This window comes from Flavobacterium rhamnosiphilum, from assembly GCF_004349195.1.
GTDB classification, from domain to species: Bacteria; Bacteroidota; Bacteroidia; order Flavobacteriales; family Flavobacteriaceae; genus Flavobacterium; species Flavobacterium rhamnosiphilum.
In genome coordinates this window covers 240,171-259,388 of the sequence record NZ_SMLG01000002.1, presented here as the reverse complement: position 1 = coordinate 259,388, position 19,218 = coordinate 240,171, and the positions used below count along the sequence as shown (strand labels likewise).

The window sequence follows — 19,218 nt, the reverse complement described above, 5'->3', positions numbered from 1 at the left end:
AGATATGAAAAAGATTTCAATAGTTGCAATGGCAACAATAATGATTATAGGTTCAATGTTCACCAGTTGTGAAGCAGTAAAAAACACGAATAAAACGCAAAGAGGAGCAGGAATAGGTGCTGTTGCAGGAGCTGTAATAGGAGGTGTTCTTGGGAACAATCTTGGTAAAGGCGGTAAAGGTGCAATGGGAGCAGTATTAGGTGGTGTTATTGGTGGAGTTGCCGGTGGCGTTATTGGTAACAAAATGGACAAACAAGCAAGAGAAATCGATGCTGCACTTCCGGGAGCTGAAGTAGTTCGTGTAGGAGAAGGGATTAAATTAGTTTTGAATGAAAATGCGGTGCGTTTTGATACTAATAAATCTACTTTGACTGCTAATGCAAAAGCAAATTTAGATAAATTGGTTCCTGTTTTTTCGGAATATCCAGATACTAATATTACGATTTACGGATATACAGACAGTACTGGTCCAGCGGATTATAACTTAAAACTTTCAGGAGAAAGAGCCGCGTCAGTTAGAAATTATTTAACTAGCAAAGGAGTTTCTTCCAGTAGATTTCAAGTAACTGGTTTAGGAATTGCTGATCCAATTGCATCAAACGAAACGGTTGACGGTAGAAGTCAAAACCGTCGTGTTGAGTTTGCTATTACTGCAAATGAAAAAATGATTCAAGATGCAAAATCGGAGGTTAAAAACTAAGCAAAAATACTATATAAACAAAGGCTGTTTCGTCAAGAAGCAGCCTTTTTTTGTGCCTAAATTTGAATTAAACATTGTAAATTTGCACTCTTAAATACAGATGATGCTCGAGATAAAAGATATTTCCTTCACTTACATTGATACCCCAGTTATTGAAAATGTTAGTTTTACTATTGCCAAAGGCCAAAACACCGCTATTATTGGCGAAAGTGGTTGCGGTAAAAGCACTTTATTAAAACTCATATACGGATTATATGATTTGGATAACGGAGCAATTACCTATAATGACAAACCCATTTTGGGACCCAAATACAATCTTGTTCCGGGAGAAGATTACATTAAATATTTAGCACAGGATTTCGATTTGATGCCCTACATAACTGTTGAAGAAAATGTGGGCAAGTTCTTGTCGAATATGTATCCTGACGATAAGAAAGCCCGTGTTCAAGAGTTATTAGAAATGGTAGAAATGACTGCTTTCGCAAAAGTAAAAGCGAAGTTCCTAAGTGGCGGACAGCAACAACGAGTGGCCTTGGCCAGAGTTTTGGCTTTGGAACCGGAAATTATTTTGCTGGACGAACCTTTTAGCCAAATTGATTCTTTCAGAAAGAATTCTTTGCGCCGAAATTTATTCCGTTACTTAAAAGACAAAGGCGTAACCTGTATTATTGCCACGCATGACAGCACCGATGCTTTGTCTTTCTCTGATGAAACGATTGTGGTTCAAAACGGAAAAGTAGTGGCAAAAGGAGACTCAAAAACCTTGTATGAAGATCCGGCTAATAAATACATTGCTTCTCTTTTTGGGGAAGTAAATGAGTTAAAATTGTCTCAATTAATAGATCTTGAGGATGACGAAGACGCAGCACTTTTATTGTATCCGCATCAATTAAAAGTGGTGGACAACGCAATTATGAAAGCAGTTGTGAAACAATGTTATTTCAAAGGAAGTCATTATTTGGTTAAAGCAGCTTTTGAAAGAAGAGCGATTTTCTTTGAACATGATTCAGCATTAGAATTCAATCAGGAAGTATACTTGATGTTATCTTAAAAATAGAAAAACCCCGAAATCATATTGATTTCGGGGTTTTGTTTTTTATGTGAAGTTTGAATTAATTCTTCAAATATTTTTCTAAGAACTGATCTTGTTCCCAAAGCAAATGCAAAATATTCTCTTTGGCTGCATAACCATGACTTTCTTTTGGAAGGATCACCATTCTTGCCGGAGCTCCTAAACCTTTCAAAGCCTGAAAATAACGTTCGGTTTGCAAGGTGAACGTTCCCGGATTATTATCTGCTTCACCGTGTACTAAAAGCATTGGTGTTTTCATTTTGTCAGCATTCATAAACGGCGACATCGTGTTATAAACCTCAGGAGTTTCCCAGTAATTGCGTTGCTCACTTTGGAATCCAAAAGGAGTTAACGTTCTGTTGTAGGCACCACTTCGAGCAATTCCACAAGCAAAAAGATTAGAGTGGGTCAATAAATTAGCTGTCATAAAAGCGCCGTATGAGTGACCTCCAACCGCTACTTTTTTTCTGTTGATATACCCCAAAGCATCTACCGCATTAATCGCCGCTTCTGCATTGTCTACTAATTGCGTCATGAAATTATCATTTGGCTCCGTTTTTCCTTCACCAATAATTGGAAAAGCAGCATCATCAAGAACCACATACCCTTTGGTTACCCAATATACGAAGGAACCATAATTAGGAAATGTAAATTCGTTTGGGTTTTGTGTGCTTTGTCCCGCTGAATTTTTGTCTTTGTATTCTGCTGGATAAGCCCAAATCAATAATGGCATTTTTTCTTTTTTTACCTTATCATAGCCAACAGGTAAATACAGCGTTCCGGATAATTCAACACCATCTTTACGTTTGTATTTAATCACTTCTTTACTCACGTTTTTGATGCTTTCAAAAGGGTTTTTGAATGCTGTGATTGGAGTCAGTTTGTTTTTTTGTTTGATGTTTCTAAGGTAATAATTTGGATACTCATTTTTAGACTGGATTTGTACCAAAACCGTTCCTTTCTTGAAGTCTTCAATCTCCAATAAATCCTCTTTTTTATCCGTGTAAGCTGAGGTATAAAGACGATTTGATTGTAGTGTTTTCAAATTATACGCTGTGATAAAAGGGAATTGTCCGTTTTTAGTAAATCCGTCCCCAATAAGAAATGCATTGTCATTTTCGATAGCCAAAACATATCTGTTGTATTGGTTTTTTCTGGTTTCAAAATTCCCTGGATCCGAATAAACATCCTGAGAGTTTCTGTCGAAAATTACTTTTGGAGCCTGACTTGGATTCGATGGATTGATTAAATAGGTTTTGGTATTACGCGTGTCATACCATTCATCTGAAACAACGGCAACATTGTCATTCCCCCAAATCATTCGGCTGTAGCGTTGCGGTGTTTTTACCAATGAAGTAGCTGCTGCGTCAAATGGTGCGTTCCAAAGAAAAACTTCGTCTCTGAATTCCACTTTATTTGCCGGGTCTCCAGCGTCTAAAGCTTCAGCATAAACTAATGTTGAAGGTTTGTCTGCTCTCCAGCTCATGTTTCTTTTTCCTTTACGAACCGCCATAAAGCCTTTAGGAATAATTTCAGTCAGTGGTACTTCATTCACAACTTTTACTTCGTTTCCAGCTTTGTCGTACACTACTGATTTTGACGGAAAACGGTTCAACGGAACGATGTATGAAAATGGTTTTTGAATGGTAGTCAGCATGATATAATTTCCATCAGGAGAGAAACTTTCTCCGGCATACATATCCGCATTTTTGAATAAAGTTGCCGTTCCGTTCAGGTTTATTTTATACAATTCAGAAGTGATGATATTTTCAAAATTGATTTCATCATTCTTATTTTTCAACATGTCCGGATAGGTTCTGTTTTGAGATTTAGCACCATCGGCATTTGAAATTATCGGGCCGGTTGGTAAATCTTTTTTCGCGTCCAAAAGTGCAGGTCTGTTTTTCGGTAACATTTTTACCAAAATAGTCTCGTTGTCATTCATCCAACTGAATGGATTGCCAAGATTAGCATTTACAGTAGCTTCTGTTAATCTGGTGGCTTTCGCCGAAGCTACATCGATAAACCAAAGTTCAACCCCGGAAGTTGTAGTATGGGAAAACAAGATTTTTGTATCATTTGGAGACCAAGAGATATTACTGATACGAGGATTTGTTGGTAAACCTACAACCTGTACTTCCTCTTTTTCTTTTATTTTACGTAATTTAAGATTGTTAATATATGTAACGGTACTCGAAATATTAGTGATTGGATTAATTCTCAATCCTCCTAAACGCAATTCATCTTGGTTTAAATCGTCCAGCGATTTATACGTATTTCTATACGTGAGTAACATGTATTCTTTTTTGGTATCCATTGATACCGAAGGTGCTCTTTCATAATCAGCCAAATCAGCGATCGATTTGGAAGGTTTTTGATAGGTTAAATTTTCTTGGGCAAAAGTGGTTAAACTCAAGCCCAGAAACAGGAAAAAAGGAATCTTTAACTTCATAGTTTGAATGATTTTAAATTATTTGGTATTCTGAATTATTGGTCTAAAATAATTCAATGTTGTTACATCTGGAAACAAATATTTCTTTTTAACGTTTATGCCTGGCCCAGATAAAAGTGGAAATCCTTTTCTTGTATCGTTTTTTAACGATACAAGAAAAGATTACTTCACTATATTTTTATTTTAATTGGAGTTCAGTGAATTTCATTTGTAGCGGATAGCTGGAAAAAGCTCCAAAAACCATTAAACTTGTAAATTGCTAAAAAAGTAGTAATTTGTGGGCTCATATTTTTAAGTATGTTTAAATTTGCATTCTTATTTTAATAAAATAACAATAGTATGTATCATTCAAAAATAGCAGGATTGGGTTATTATGTTCCCGAAAACGTGGTCACTAATGACGATTTATCAAAAATTATTGATACCAATGACGAATGGATTCAGGAACGAACAGGGATTCAGGAGAGAAGGCACATTATAAGAGGGGAAGATACCACGACTAGTATGGGGGTTAAAGCCGCTGAAATTGCAATTAAGCGTTCCGGAGTTGCAAAAGAGGATATTGATTTTGTGGTTTTTGCCACATTGAGTCCGGATTATTATTTTCCTGGCCCAGGAGTTTTAGTACAACGTGATTTGGGTTTAAGAACCGTTGGTGCATTAGATGTAAGAAATCAATGTTCCGGATTTATTTATGCTTTATCTGTTGCGGATCAATATATCAAGACCGGAATGTATAAAAACATATTGGTTATTGGATCTGAAGTACATTCCACAGGATTGGATATGACCACGCGTGGACGTGGCGTTTCGGTAATTTTTGGAGATGGAGCAGGAGCCGCTGTTTTGAGCAGAGAAGAAGATTTGACCAAAGGGATTTTATCCACACATTTACACTCCGAAGGGCAACATGCCGAGGAATTAATTGTAAAAGCTCCAGGAATGGGAGGCCGTTGGGTTACTGATATTTTGGCTGACAATAATCCGGATGACGAAAGTTATTTCCCGTATATGAATGGACAATTTGTATTTAAAAATGCCGTGGTTCGTTTCAGTGAGGTCATTAATGAAGGACTGCAAGCCAATAATCTGCAGGTTTCGGATATTGACATGTTGATTCCGCATCAGGCGAATTTGAGAATTTCTCAGTTTATTCAAAAGAAATTCAATTTAACGGATGATCAGGTCTATAATAATATTCAAAAATACGGAAATACTACCGCAGCCTCTATTCCAATTGCTTTAACCGAAGCTTGGGAAAAAGGAAAAATAAAATCAGGAGACACCGTTGTATTAGCTGCTTTTGGAAGTGGTTTTACGTGGGGAAGTGCTATTATTAAATGGTAGTGTGACTTTTATTTATCGATTGTAATCGCATTGTTTTTTATATGATGAAACCCGAAGTAAACTACTTCGGGTTTTTCTGTTTATGGTCTATTGTATGAATTTCATTATGGCTAAGAGATTTTAGATTGAAGATTAACGATTGCAGATTTCTGATTTGGTGTTGGTAAATAAGAAGATTGTTGATTTTACGGGGTCTGTCACATCTGAAATCAAAAATCGTTAATCAAAAATCAGCAATCATTTTATCAATTTTTCCTTAGCCTTAATGACATTCACTCGAACTGACAATAGGACTAATTTATAAACAGTAATGGTATTAAATCTAATTTCTCTGAATTATAACTATTTTCATATATTTGCTAAAACGATTTAGCAACTAATAAAAATGATGAAGATGAGCATAAAATTTTACCCATTACAGTTTGAACCCATTTTAAAAGAAAGAATTTGGGGCGGTGAAAAATTAAAAACAATACTCAATAAACCAATTGCATCAAAAATTACTGGGGAAAGCTGGGAGTTATCCACAGTTGAAGGCGATGTAAGTGTTGTTGCCAACGGGGAATTAAAAGGGAAATCATTAACCGCAATAATCAATGAATCGCCAAACGAAATTTTAGGAACGGAAGTTTATAAAAGATTCGGAAAACAATTTCCGTTGCTTTTTAAATATTTAGATGCTCGCGAAGACTTGTCCATACAAGTACATCCTAATGACGAATTGGCTAAAAAACGTCACAATTCTTTTGGTAAAACCGAAATGTGGTACATCATGCAGGCCGATGTTGATGCACGAATTATTGTAGGTTTCAAAGAAAACTCGAATGCCAGCGAATATTTAGAAAATCTAAAAAACAAAACCTTACTTACTTTACTGGAGGATGTAAAAGTAAAATCAGGAGATGTTTTCTTTTTAGAAACCGGAACCGTTCACGCAATTGGTGCCGGATTGGTGGTGGCCGAGATTCAACAAACCTCTGATATTACGTATCGTATTTATGACTTTGACAGGGTAGATACAAAAGGAAATACTAGAGAATTGCATGTTGATTTGGCTTTGGAGGCTATTAATTATAATAAAGTTGATACCTACAAACAATATGACAGAGCGCTCAATCAATCCAATCCTGTTGTGGATTGTCCTTATTTCACCACTAATTTTCTTCCATTGCAGGGGAAGATTACTATTAATAAAACAGGAAAGACATTTACGGTTTATATGTGCATCGACGGCATTTTTGAAATAGAGTATGATGGAACTCGTTTTCGATATAAAAAAGGAGATACGATTTTAATTCCCGCCGATATGGACACATTCATTCTGGAAGGAAATGCTTCAATATTAGAAGTATTTATTTCATAAGGAATCTAAGGCTCTGTTAAAAAATAACTGATACATTTTGTCTCGTTCTTTAGCTCTTTTTCTGCGTTGAAAATTCTTTAAATAGCGGTGCTATTAAAAAAATTTTCGCCTTGAAAAATAACAAAATAGCATCGCCAATTCTGCACCATTTATTTCTTAACAGATCCTATATTTTGGAAGAAATAGATTAATTTATCATGTTTACGATTAGTTCAGAGTTAAATTTTGAACTGATTTATTAATTAGTCAATTATAAGAATATCGCTGTATATAGTATTAATCACTCTGTTTTTAATGGTTTATTAACTTTAAAAAAACATTTTGTTTAAAAAAAATAATTACTAAAACGATTTTGTAACTGTTTTTATATATATTTGTGATATAATTAAGAGAAAATTGGCGCGCTAGATGAAAAAAATTACCATTAAAGATATTGCTATAGAGGCCAGAGTTTCAATCTCTACGGTATCTTTTGTACTTAATGACAAAGGAGGGAAAATGGGTATTAGCGCTGCCGTTATTAAAAAAGTACAAGATGTTGCTGAGAAGTTGCATTACAAACCTAATATGATTGCCAGCAGTCTTCGCACTGGAAAGACAAGATCTATTGGGCTTATTGTTGAAGACATTTCGAATCAGTTCTTTTCTGATTTAGCCAGAGTAATAGAAGATGAAGCAAAGAAGTTGGGATATAGAGTTTTTTATTGCAGTACAGGTGATGATGATGAAAGATCGGCTGAATTAATACAAAGCTTACTTCAGGCGAATGTGGATGGTTTTATCATAACTCCAACCGAAAAATTAGAAAAAAGTATTGATCATCTTGTGGCATTAAAAATGCCCGTGGTATTAATTGACAGGTATTTTCCGAATCAAAATGTTAGTCATGTTGTTATGGATAATTATAATGGAGCCAATATAGCGACAGAATTTTTCATAAAAAAAGGCTGCAAAAATATTGCTGTGGTTAATAATACTTCAGGAATGATTCAGATGAAATTACGAGAGGAAGGATATACTGATGCCATGAAAGAGGCAGGTCTTTATGATGAATCACTTATTCTTCATTTAGATTATCGCAGTAATGAAGAAAGTAAAATCACCGCTATTATCGACTTTTTTCAAAAGAAATCGGGTATAGATGCGGTACTTTTTTTAGCCAATTACATGGGTTTAGCCGGGTTGCAAGCTTTTAAAAGAATGGGTTTAAGGATTCCTGAGGATATTTCCATTATCAGTTATGACGACCACTATAGTTTTAAATTGCACTCTCCTTCTATTTCAGTTATTGAGCAGCCAATTGATGGGATAGCCGTAAAAGCAGTTCAATTACTTATGGATCAAATGACGAATGAAAATGATTTTGCGATAGAGAAGGTACTTCAAAAAGGAAAGTTGGTAATTAGAGAATCGGTATAATATAAAAAATGGATCATTTTAATAGATAATCTGTTTTTTTTATTAATTTACTAAATCGATTTAGATTATCTAGTTTCCGTTAATTGATAATTAAGAATTAAACAAAGATAATATTGAATTAATAAGTATGCTTTAGTCATTATATCTTTCGGTCTTTGTAGTAGCAAAAAATTAACAAAATTATCGATAGAGTTAACTCTTCAATCGAATGGGTAAAATAAAATTATTTCTAAAAGTGTAAAATTTACTGTTGACCTAAACTCTGAAATAGTTTATAGTATTAGGAGTTGCTAAATTGATGCTTTTATTTAATCCTGACTTGATGTCCTTAATGGACGAGGATCATAGATGGAAAAAGAAAAACTGATGATTCGATAATCGGTGTAATAGGATTTAGTAAGGTCTTAGTTATTTGTGAGCTTTAAATGGAGCTTGTTTTTTTTTATTTGATTGCTAAAACGATTTAGGTAGTTTGTTAAATGTTTAAGCTATTAGGAATGAAGGAGAAGGAGTCACTATGATTAATACATTTATTAAATCCTGAATTGATATATTTAATGGGCGAGAATTTATAGTTGAAAAAATAGAGAAAGGACCTATTTCAACAAGCAATAAATAAACATTTCATTATCAAGATTAAATTTCATTATTGTCTTATGAGACAGAACCATATAAGGTGCAATTATTTGATTCATTGGAAACAATGAAAACTAAATTTTATGAAAAACAAATTTGAATATTTTATTAACCAATTACAAATTATTTTATTAACCAATCACCAATTATTATTATGAGAAAACTGCTACATCAGTTGCTGCTAGTTTGTCTAGTGGCCATGTACTATCAAGATGTTAGTGCACAAGAGAAAAAAATGGTTTCAGGCACTGTTAGGGATTCCGATGGAGTTCCTGTAATGGCTGCAACTATTAAAGAAAGAGGAACTTCTAATGGCGTCGTTTCGGATGAGAATGGGACTTTCAAAATTTCAGTTAATCCCAATGCGGTTTTGGTCATTAGTTCAATAGGCATGAAAAGTCTAGAAGTAAAGACCGATAATAGTGGGATAGTAAACGTGCAACTGCAAACGTCAACAAATGAACTTGAAGGGGTAGTAGTAACGGCTTTGGGGGTATCCAAGAAATCAAGAGCTTTGGGTTATGCCAGCTCTACTATTAAAGCAGATGCTATTGTAAAAGCGGGTTCATCAAATTTTGCTTCAGCACTATATGGTAAAGCACCAGGGGTTCGTATTGCTACAGCACCAGGGGGCGCAACCAGTGCGGTAAATATCACCATTAGGGGTGTAAATTCAATTAGAGGTAGGAGCCAACCGCTGATAGTTTTAGATGGTATTCCTATTCGCGATGGTGAAGTAAAAAACAATGATTATTGGAATGACCAACGAATTCGAGGGAATGGTTTACTAGACATTAATCCAGAAGATATTGATAATATCTCTATTTTAAAAGGAGCTTCTGCAGCCGCCTTATATGGTTCAGAGGCAGTAAATGGGGTTGTACTTATAACTACAAAAAGCGGAAAAGGCAAGAAAGGACTTGGGGTAGATTTTAGTTCCAATTATAGCGTTGATGAAGTTGCATTCTTGCCAAGGTATCAAAATGTAAGAGGACAGGGGTATCAATTAAATTTTGCTAATGCTGGGCAGGATTCCGCGGGTTTTATTTATTATGATACTGATGGGGATGGTACAAAAGAAACAAGAGGATTAATAGGTACCAGTCTCAATTTTGGGCCAAAATTTGATGGCAAGCCTACTATGGCTTGGGATGGTATAATTAGACCCTACGAAGCTCAAAAGGGATATGCAAGTCTTTATCAAAAAGGTATAAATTCTAATGTAAACATTGCTATTTCCCAAAGTTCTGAAAATGCCAGCATGCGTTTTTCACTAACACGTCAAGACAATCAAGGGGTCAGTATAGGTTCTCAAAACACTAAAAATGTTGCTAATTTGAATACTACATTCAAATTAGGAAAAAAGCTTACTACTGATTTATTGATAAATTATGTGAATCAAAAAACCCATAATCGTCCGTATTCAAATGATAGAATGATCAATAACTTTACTGGTATGATGGGAAGGTTCGATGACGGAGCTTGGTATTTAAATAAATACAAAACAAGCTTAGGTTATAGATTTGTTACAGGTGCTAATACTCAAAGTTTAACGCCTTCGGAGAATATTATACGTAACGGATTCAGAGGAGATGTAGCTGATTATGTTTGGAGGGTAAAAGAAAATAACGAAGATGAATATAGCAATCGTGTTATTGCCAGTATGACCCATAATTACCAAATAGTTGATAATTTGAAACTTCGCGCTAGATTAGCCACTGATTTCACCTCAATGAGTACCGAAACTAGAAATTCTACAGAAATCCCTTTGGCTTTTGGTAATTCAGGATATTTTGGGTTAAATTCTGCACAGTATTCGATATTGTATGGGGATATTTTGCTTACCTATACTAAAAAGATCACTCCTGACCTCGAGTTAAGTGCTATGGGGGGCTATACTGCTTCTAAAGATAAAGGAACGAGTATAAGTAGAGGAACAAATGGAGGTTTGAGTGTTGAAAATTGGTTTGATTTGTCGGCCTCTAGGAATAACCCAAATAGCGATTCAAGAAGGACTTCATTGGTAAAGGATGCTTTTATGGGAACGTTAAATGCCAATTATAAAAACTATTTCTTCTTGGAAGGTACTATTAGAAAAGATAGAACATCTACGATGAACCCAAATAATAATAGTTTTGTATACCCTTCTGTAAATTCAAGTTTAGTAATCTCTGATTTATTTACGTTGCCAAGTGCTGTTAGTTATGCCAAAATTCGCGGTTCTTGGGGGATAGTTGGGAATTACCCAGATATGTATGAGGCTAATGTAGCTTACAATCAAAATACTTTGGGTGTTCAACAAAATGGTGGTAATCCCGTTTTATATACTGATACTAATTTTTCAAAATATGGCAATGATTTGATTAAGACTGAAACAAAACATGAAATTGAGTTTGGTTTGGAAGCTAAATTCCTAAATGGAAGACTTGGATTAGACGTTTCTTATTACAATGCACAAATCAGGGATCAAATATTGGATTTAACATTAGCACCAACTTCTGGAGCAAGTGCGATATTAGGGAATGTTGGAACATTAAGAAATAAAGGGATTGAGATAGGAATAACAGCTACTGCTATTAAAACCGCTAATTTTACATGGGAATCAACGTTAAATTTTGCCAAAAATAAAAATGTTGTCGAAAAATTAGCCAATGGTACAACTGAATTGTTGCATACTGATTTTGATGGGAATGCGGCACAATTGAGATCAACAGTAGGGCAACCAATGGGTGATTTTTATACGCACCCAATTGCTGTAAATGACAAGGGTGAGAAAGTGGTAACTTCTGACGGTTTGTACAAAATTGATAACGACAAGATGACGAAAGTAGGGAATGCCATGCCAAAAGTTACTGGTGGTTTTATAAACTCCTTTACTTATAAAAACGTTACTTTAGATGTGGTTACTGATTTCCGATTTGGTGGTCACGTAATGCCAACAGGTATTAATTGGATGATCAGCCGAGGTTTGACAGAAGAAAGTACTAAGTATATGGACAAAGCTAGCGGTGGTTTGAGTTATTACATGAATGGAGATCAAGGAGTGCAAACAACTGCTGCTGCCGGACCAAATGGAGAAGTCGTTTACAATGATGGGATGCTTATGGATGCTGTAAATGAAGATGGAAGTAAAAATACAAATGTTATTTCTCAAGCTTATTACTACTTTAACACTTATAACTGGGGTGGTCCACAATACAGTTCATCTCGTTATGAGTTATACGTACAAAAGAATTCTTATATAAAACTAAGAGAAGTTTCATTATCCTATAATTTGCCTTCGGAAGTTGCTAAAAAACTAGGGGCTACAAAACTGAGTGTTTCGGCATTTGGTAGAAATCTTCTATACTTTTACAGAACCATAAAAGACATGGATGCGGAACAAACCACAGCAGGTTCTAGATGGTCTCAGACACTTACCAATGCGGGAACGAATCCTTCCACTCGTACTTTGGGTTTAATGATAAGAGCAAGTTTTTAGGATTATTTTAAATTAAGCATAATTAAAAAATCATATTATGAAAAGAATATTTTATATTTTATCAGTAACAGTAGCAATGATTATTGTATCCTGTGATAAATCAGATTTCGAAGACAGTTATTCGGATCCTTCTAAAGTTGCTACTTCCTCGGTGGAAAAGCAATTTACGGGCTTCTTAGTCTCTAATAAGGACTATGTTTTGCCAAATTATTGGAATTATTTTGTTGTTTTAAGAACTACACTGACCCATTATACCCAAGCCGTTGGCTGGGTCAATTCACCCAATCAGTATATTCCTGGAGCAGCAGGAGTTAGTGACAGATGGACTGCTTACTATAAATTTTTGACTCAATATAGAGAGCTAGAAAAGGTATACGCATCGCTTAGTCCTGCACAGCAAGATGATATGCGTATTTACATGATTACAGCCTCTATTTATTTGTATGATCACACCCAAAAAGTGATTGATTTACACGGAGATATCCCTTTTCTAGATGCTGGAAAACTGAGCACAAATGGAGGGGATTACCAAAAATCATTGGCTAAATATGATAGCCCTGAAGCACTTTACACAAAAATGCTGGATGATTTAAAAGGCTTTTCTGATGAATTAAATAGCATTACAGTTAAATCTGTTATTAATACGAGTTTTAAGAATCAGGATATTGTTAATAAAGGTAATTTAGACCTTTGGAAAAAGTATTGCAACTCATTGCGATTAAGAATGCTAACTAGAGTGTCTAATACAACCAGTTTTCAAACTAGAGCAAATACAGAAATAGGAGCTATCTTAGCTAATTCTGCCAATTATCCTGTTGTTGCAAACAATGCTGATAATATACAAATCAATGTGTTTAACTTAGATTTTGGAGGGTTGGATTCTAAAGGTTTTAGAGAAGGTTTGGAAAGTGGCGGTGGTAATCTTGCCGGTAAAGCAATGATTGACCATATGAATACAAACAATGATCCACGCTTAAAAGCACTATTTGAGCCAGGTGAAAATGCTGCTGGTGCTTATGTAGGATTAGATCCAATGGCACTTACGGCTGTACAAGATGATCTTCTGTCTGATAGTAAAATAGCCTTTTATAACAGATCAACATTGAGTAGAAATCAGTTTTTTCCAGGGGTATTGATTAATGCAGCTGAAGTTAGTTTTTTGATGTCTGAGTATTATTTGAAATCAGGAAATAATGGTGCTGCAAAAACTGCTTATGAAAATGGAATAAAACAATCTACGGAATATTATGCCGCTATACGCGCCTTGAGCAACGATAACGCGGCAGGTAATTATACTGTGCCAACTGTTGTGCAAATTCAAACCTATATAGCTGGAATCAATGTAAACTGGGATTTGGCAATTACAACCCCTGATAAATTGAAATTAATTGCCACCCAAAAATGGATTCATTACAGTGTGGTGCAGCCAACTGAAAGCTGGGCTGAAAACAGAAGGCTTGATTTACCACAATTAAGTTTCCAAATAGGTACTGGTGAGCAAAAAACACCTCCTTATCGTTGGAATTACCCAACAAGCGAAGCTGTTTATAATACAGAAAATTATAATGCTGTGAAAAGCAAAGATAACTTGACTACAAAACTTTTCTGGGATGTAAATTAATTTTAGATTAAAATAATATGAAATGAGTCGGGTATGTTTATGTACCCGACTTATTTTATCACATGACGCTATTAATTTTAAGAATGAGCAAGAAAGTGTGAAAGGCTTTAGGATTACTGTTTTTAATCTCTTTTTTTCGCAGAAGACAAAATTGTTCTCTGCTGAAAAAAATGGAATTATAAGCAACTATCTTTTAAAACCAATCTAAAAAAGCTTCATTTGTTGCGAATACTTTTATATTGATGTTAGTTTTGCCCTTAGTAAGTATAAAAAGTGCTAGGTTTATATTTGATCTTCAACGTATATTTCATATAGAATATGCTTTTAGAAAAATGAAAGTGCTTTTCATTAAATAAAAAAATCAATTTTTACTATGTATAGTATAATAAAATTGTTTTTTTAAGAGGTAATGTTTACTGATTTTTGTTAGTTATTCTGAAGGAACAGGACCTGAAAGGAGGGATGTTGTTACAAACGATACTCCCTCTTTTATTTTAAGAATGTATTTGTTTAAAATACTAATGAGAATTAAATTAGAAAAATTTTGGGTTCAAAAAAGAAAAATTTAACTTAAAATAAATCAGCACAGTACTAATTTTTAAAAATACCGAATCACAATGAAATGTAAGAAAGGCTTTTATTGGTTTGTTATCCTTTGTTTTGCAAACCTGTCCTTTGTGGCGAATGCCCAAAATAGTTCCGTAGTTTTAAAAAACGGCTGGCAATTTCGTCAGGAGAAAACGGTAAAATGGAATGCCGCTACAGTTCCGGGAGAAGTGCATACTGATTTGTTGAATAACAAACTCATTCCAGATCCATACTACCGTGACAATGAGAAAAAACTGCAGTGGATTGAGAAAAAAAACTGGGAATATAAAACGTCTTTTCAGATTAGTGCAGAAATTTTAAAGAGAAAAAATACGGAACTCGTTTTTGACGGGCTGGATACCTATGCAACCGTTTATTTGAATGGAAAATTAGTATTAAAAGCGAATAACATGTTTCGTCAATGGCGTGTTGATGTGAAAAAGTATTTGCATCCCGGTACGAATAAATTAGTGGTTGTCTTTCTATCGGCACAAAATGTAGTGGATTTACTTGCTAAAAAAGATTTGCCTTTTGTAATTCCAGATAATCCTCGTTTGTATGTTCGGAAAGCACAGTATCATTTTGGATGGGATTGGGGACCTAAATTTACGACTTGCGGTATTTGGAAAGAAGTACGATTGGAAACTTTCGATGAAAAAACACCAGAGAAACCGTATGTTCTCAATCGTAAAATAGAATTGGTACAACAACCGGACAGTCTTGGAAAATCATTTTATTTTAAAATTGACGACAAGCCAGTGTATATGAAAGGAGCGAATTATATTCCATCGGATGCTTTTCTTTCGAGAGTTACCAAAAAGGAATATGAAAAAGTAATTTCTATGGCGAAAGATGCCAACATGAATATGCTTCGTGTTTGGGGCGGCGGAATTTATGAAGACGATTATTTCTATGATTTATGTGATAAATACGGAATCAATGTTTGGCAGGATTTCATGTTTGCCGGAACAATGGTTCCAGGAGACAAAGCCTTTTTTGACAATGTAAAAGAAGAAGTGCAATACCAAGTAAAGCGTTTGCGTCATCATCCGAGTATTGTTTTGTGGTGTGGGAATAATGAATCTGATGAAGCATTTAAAAACTGGGGCTGGCAAAAATCGATGAATATGTCAAAACAGGATTCCACTCGTTTGTGGAAAGATTATGTTCGCTTGTTTCAGGACAGTATTCCAAAATGGGTAAAAGAAGTAGATAATAAAAGACCGTATATCAGCAGCTCGCCATTATTTGGTTGGGGTAAAGAGAAAAGCATTACTGAAGGCGATAGCCATTATTGGGGAACTTGGTGGGGACTGGAAGATATTGAAGTGGTTAAAAATAAAACAGGACGTTTCGTTAGTGAATACGGAATGCAAGCGATGCCGAATTATTCTTCAATAGAAAAATTTACGTCACCTGAAGATCGTTATTTATTTTCGGATGTATTAAAAGCACATCAAAAAGCAGGGAAAGGTTTTACAAAGTTAAACTCCTACTTGAACCGTTATTTTATTGATTCCACCAAAGTGAAAAATATGAAAGTGGCCGATTATACTTATCTTACGCAGTGTTTGCAGCATTATTCACTAAAGAATATTATTGGGATTCACCGTTCCAAAGCGCCTTATAATATGGGAACTTTAGTTTGGCAATTGAATGATTGTTGGCCTGTGGCGAGTTGGAGCGTAACCGATTATTATAACCGACAACCCAAAGCAGCTTGGTATGCCATGCGGGAAGCCTATCGGGATGATAAAACACCTGAAATAGACCTGACGCGTCCTATAGATTTGAAATTGGAAAATCCTAAAATTACCTGGACAATTAAAGGAAATGAAATAATCATTAAAGCCCTGAAACCAGCCAAATATGTATATGTGGAAATTAAGGGATACGAAGGAAAACTAACTGATAATTATATGGATTTGAAAGCTGGGGAAGAAATGAAACTTTCGTTCGAAGGAAAAATAACAAAGCCAATTATAACAGTTATGTCATTGTATGATGTAATTAATCGATACAAGTAGAAACGAATTAAATTTTAGGTAAGTAACTGTCTTAAGTTGCCATTTCAATGTTGGTCAAGACAAACCTACAAGGTTTTATAAACCTTGCAGGAAAGCCAATCCTGCAAGGTCTCCAAGACCTTGTAGGTATAAATAGGTGACGAAAAAACATTGGTTGCTAATTGGTTAGCTTTAATTTAATTTTTAAAATAAAAAAATGATGTTTACAAAATATAGCAAAATAGCTTTTTCCGGAATTGTTGCGCTCAGCGTATTATTTGCTCAGCCAGTGGCATCACAAGTAAAGGCAAAAAAGAAGCAAAATTTAGATTACACTCAATTTGTAGATCCTCTGATTGGTTCTGCTGGTCACGGCCATGTTTTTGTGGGTGCCAATGTTCCTTTTGGAGCCGTTCAGTTAGGACCGGTAAATGTTTTTGAAGGTTGGGATTGGTGCAGTGGCTATAATTACGCGAGTAATACGATATTAGGATTTACACATACCCATTTGAGCGGAACCGGAATTGGAGATTTGAATGATATTCTGTTGTTGCCGGTATCAGGAAAAGTGCCGCTTACCAAAGGAACAAAGGAAGATATGGTTACCGGGTATGGCTCTTATTTTTCGCATGAAAATGAAATTACTAAGCCAGGATATTACAGCGTTTTACTAGATAAATACAAAATAAAGGCTGAATTAACGGCAACCGAAAGAGTTGGATTCCATAAATACACTTTTAATTCTGTTGACGATTCCCATATTTTACTTGATTTAGCCGATGGTGTGGGTTGGGATAAACCAATGAAAACATTCATAAAGAAAACAGGAGCTAAAACCATTGTTGGCTACCGTCATTCGAAAGGTTGGGCTGATGATCAAAGGCTATATTTTGCAATGGAATTTTCGGAACCTATTACGAATATTTCCTTGTATGACAATGTTTCAGCGGTGTTAGGAAATCAAGGAGAAGGAGTTCGAATGAAAGCGGTAATAGATTTTGCAACTTTAAAAAATAAACAGGTTTTAGTCAAAGTTGGTCTTTCTCCGGTGAGTTATGAGAATGCTTCCGCAAATATAAAAGCGGAGATTCCGAATTGGGATTTTGCAAAAACCGTGCAACAAGCCAAAACAAAATGGAATACCGAATTAAATAAAATTCAGATAAAGGCCGATGAAAAAACGATGAAAGTTTTTTACACTTCCTTGTACCATACGGCTTTTGCGCCTTCTATTTTTAATGATGTTAATGGCGATTACAGAGGAACAGATAAAAAGGTATATGGAAAAGCAAATTTCACGAATTATACCACTTTTTCGCTTTGGGATACGTACCGCGCTTTACATCCTTTGTACACGATTACGCAGCCCGATAAAATTAATGATATTGTTAAATCATTTTTGGCAATCTATCAGCAACAAGGAAGATTACCGGTTTGGCATTTGATGGGTAATGAAACCAATACCATGAATGGGAATCATTCGATTGCTGTTATTGTTGATGCTTATCTAAAAGGCTACCGCGATTACGATACGGCACTTGCGTACGAAGCCATCAAGAAAACGGCGATGCAAACCCGTGACGGAATGGATTATGTTCAAAAACTGCAATATATCCCTGCTGATACAATGTTAGAAACCGTTGGAAATGCTTTGGAGTATGCTATAGACGATTGGTGCGTGGCCCAGATGGCAAAAGCCTTGAACAAGACCGAGGATTATACTTATTTTTCAAAAAGAGCTAATTTGTATAAACTTTATTTTGATAAAGAAACAACGTTTATGAGAGGGAAATTAGCCAATGGAAACTGGAGAACGCCTTTTAATCCGCTTTCATCTGCTCATCGCAAAGACGATTATGTAGAAGGAAATGCTTGGCAATACACGTGGTTGGTGCCTCAAGATCCTTATGGTTTAATTGATTTATTTGGAAGTGAAGATAAATTTCTAGCCAAGTTAGACGCTTTGTTCCTAATAACTGACAAAGTGGAAGGCGAAGAAGCTTCTCCGGATATTAGCGGTTTGATCGGACAATATGCACAAGGAAACGAACCCAATCATCATATTCCCTATTTGTATGCCTATGCGGGGCAACCTTGGAAAACGGCAAAACTGATTCGGGAAATTGATGATAAATTCTATTCTACAAAACCGGATGGATTATGCGGTAACGAAGATTTGGGACAAATGTCAGCTTGGTATGTTTTCTCCGCTATGGGATTTTATTCGGTTAATCCAGCGAACGGGATTTATATTTTGGGAAGCCCTTTGGTAAATAATGCAACTGTAAAAAATAAGAACGGTATTTCATTTACATTGAAAGCAATAGATAACAGCAGCACTAATATTTACATTCAAAAAGCGGAATATAATGGAAAACCGTATACAAAATCCTATATCACTCACGATATGATTGTAAAAGGAGGGGAATTGAAATTATATATGGGAAGCAAACCTTCGGGAACTTGGGGAGTGAAAAAAGAAGATAGACCGCTGTAAAGGTTATGGGTTAAAGGTTTGAATTTAGAATAAATA

The 19,218-nt window shown here is 35.2% G+C and carries 10 protein-coding genes; 9 read left to right on the top strand and 1 reads right to left on the bottom strand.

The features are described from left to right. Positions 1–4: 4 nt before the first annotated feature. Positions 5–700 (top strand): OmpA family protein, encoded by a 696-nt coding sequence (locus E0I26_RS04655; RefSeq protein ID WP_131915332.1) that lies wholly within the window; start codon positions 5–7, stop codon positions 698–700. A gap of 103 nt (positions 701–803) precedes the next feature. Next, positions 804–1,751: an ABC transporter ATP-binding protein gene (locus tag E0I26_RS04650; protein ID WP_131915331.1), complete on the top strand. Its 948-nt coding sequence runs from the start codon at positions 804–806 to the stop codon at positions 1,749–1,751. A 61-nt stretch (positions 1,752–1,812) separates the two neighbouring features. Here the strand turns inward: E0I26_RS04650 and E0I26_RS04645 are convergent, their stop codons facing one another. Then, the gene (locus E0I26_RS04645; protein ID WP_131915330.1) at positions 1,813–4,224 is read right to left on the bottom strand and encodes a S9 family peptidase; all 2,412 of its coding nucleotides are present in this window, start codon (positions 4,222–4,224) and stop codon (positions 1,813–1,815) included. 339 nt (positions 4,225–4,563) lie between these two features. Between E0I26_RS04645 and E0I26_RS04640 the strand changes: the two genes are divergently transcribed. From E0I26_RS04640 to E0I26_RS04610, 7 genes are all read left to right on the top strand, one after another. After that, complete coding sequence (locus E0I26_RS04640; RefSeq protein ID WP_131915329.1) at positions 4,564–5,571, top strand: 3-oxoacyl-ACP synthase III family protein; 1,008 nt, start codon at positions 4,564–4,566, stop codon at positions 5,569–5,571. Positions 5,572–5,965: 394 nt separating this feature from the next. Then, positions 5,966–6,934, top strand: a complete 969-nt coding sequence (locus E0I26_RS04635; protein ID WP_131915328.1) for a type I phosphomannose isomerase catalytic subunit — start codon at positions 5,966–5,968, stop codon at positions 6,932–6,934. Between the two features lie 408 nt (positions 6,935–7,342). After that, complete coding sequence (locus E0I26_RS04630) at positions 7,343–8,353, top strand: LacI family DNA-binding transcriptional regulator (RefSeq protein ID WP_131915327.1); 1,011 nt, start codon at positions 7,343–7,345, stop codon at positions 8,351–8,353. A 790-nt stretch (positions 8,354–9,143) separates the two neighbouring features. Continuing rightward, positions 9,144–12,470: a SusC/RagA family TonB-linked outer membrane protein gene (locus tag E0I26_RS04625; protein ID WP_131915326.1), complete on the top strand. Its 3,327-nt coding sequence runs from the start codon at positions 9,144–9,146 to the stop codon at positions 12,468–12,470. Positions 12,471–12,507: 37 nt separating this feature from the next. Beyond that, a complete protein-coding gene (locus E0I26_RS04620; protein WP_131915325.1) occupies positions 12,508–14,091 on the top strand; it encodes a SusD/RagB family nutrient-binding outer membrane lipoprotein in 1,584 nt (527 codons plus the stop codon). A gap of 617 nt (positions 14,092–14,708) precedes the next feature. Further along, the gene (locus E0I26_RS04615) at positions 14,709–16,706 is read left to right on the top strand and encodes a beta-mannosidase (protein ID WP_131915324.1); all 1,998 of its coding nucleotides are present in this window, start codon (positions 14,709–14,711) and stop codon (positions 16,704–16,706) included. A gap of 196 nt (positions 16,707–16,902) precedes the next feature. After that, positions 16,903–19,182: a GH92 family glycosyl hydrolase gene (locus E0I26_RS04610; RefSeq protein ID WP_235831712.1), complete on the top strand. Its 2,280-nt coding sequence runs from the start codon at positions 16,903–16,905 to the stop codon at positions 19,180–19,182. The last annotated feature ends 36 nt before the right edge of the window (positions 19,183–19,218 follow it).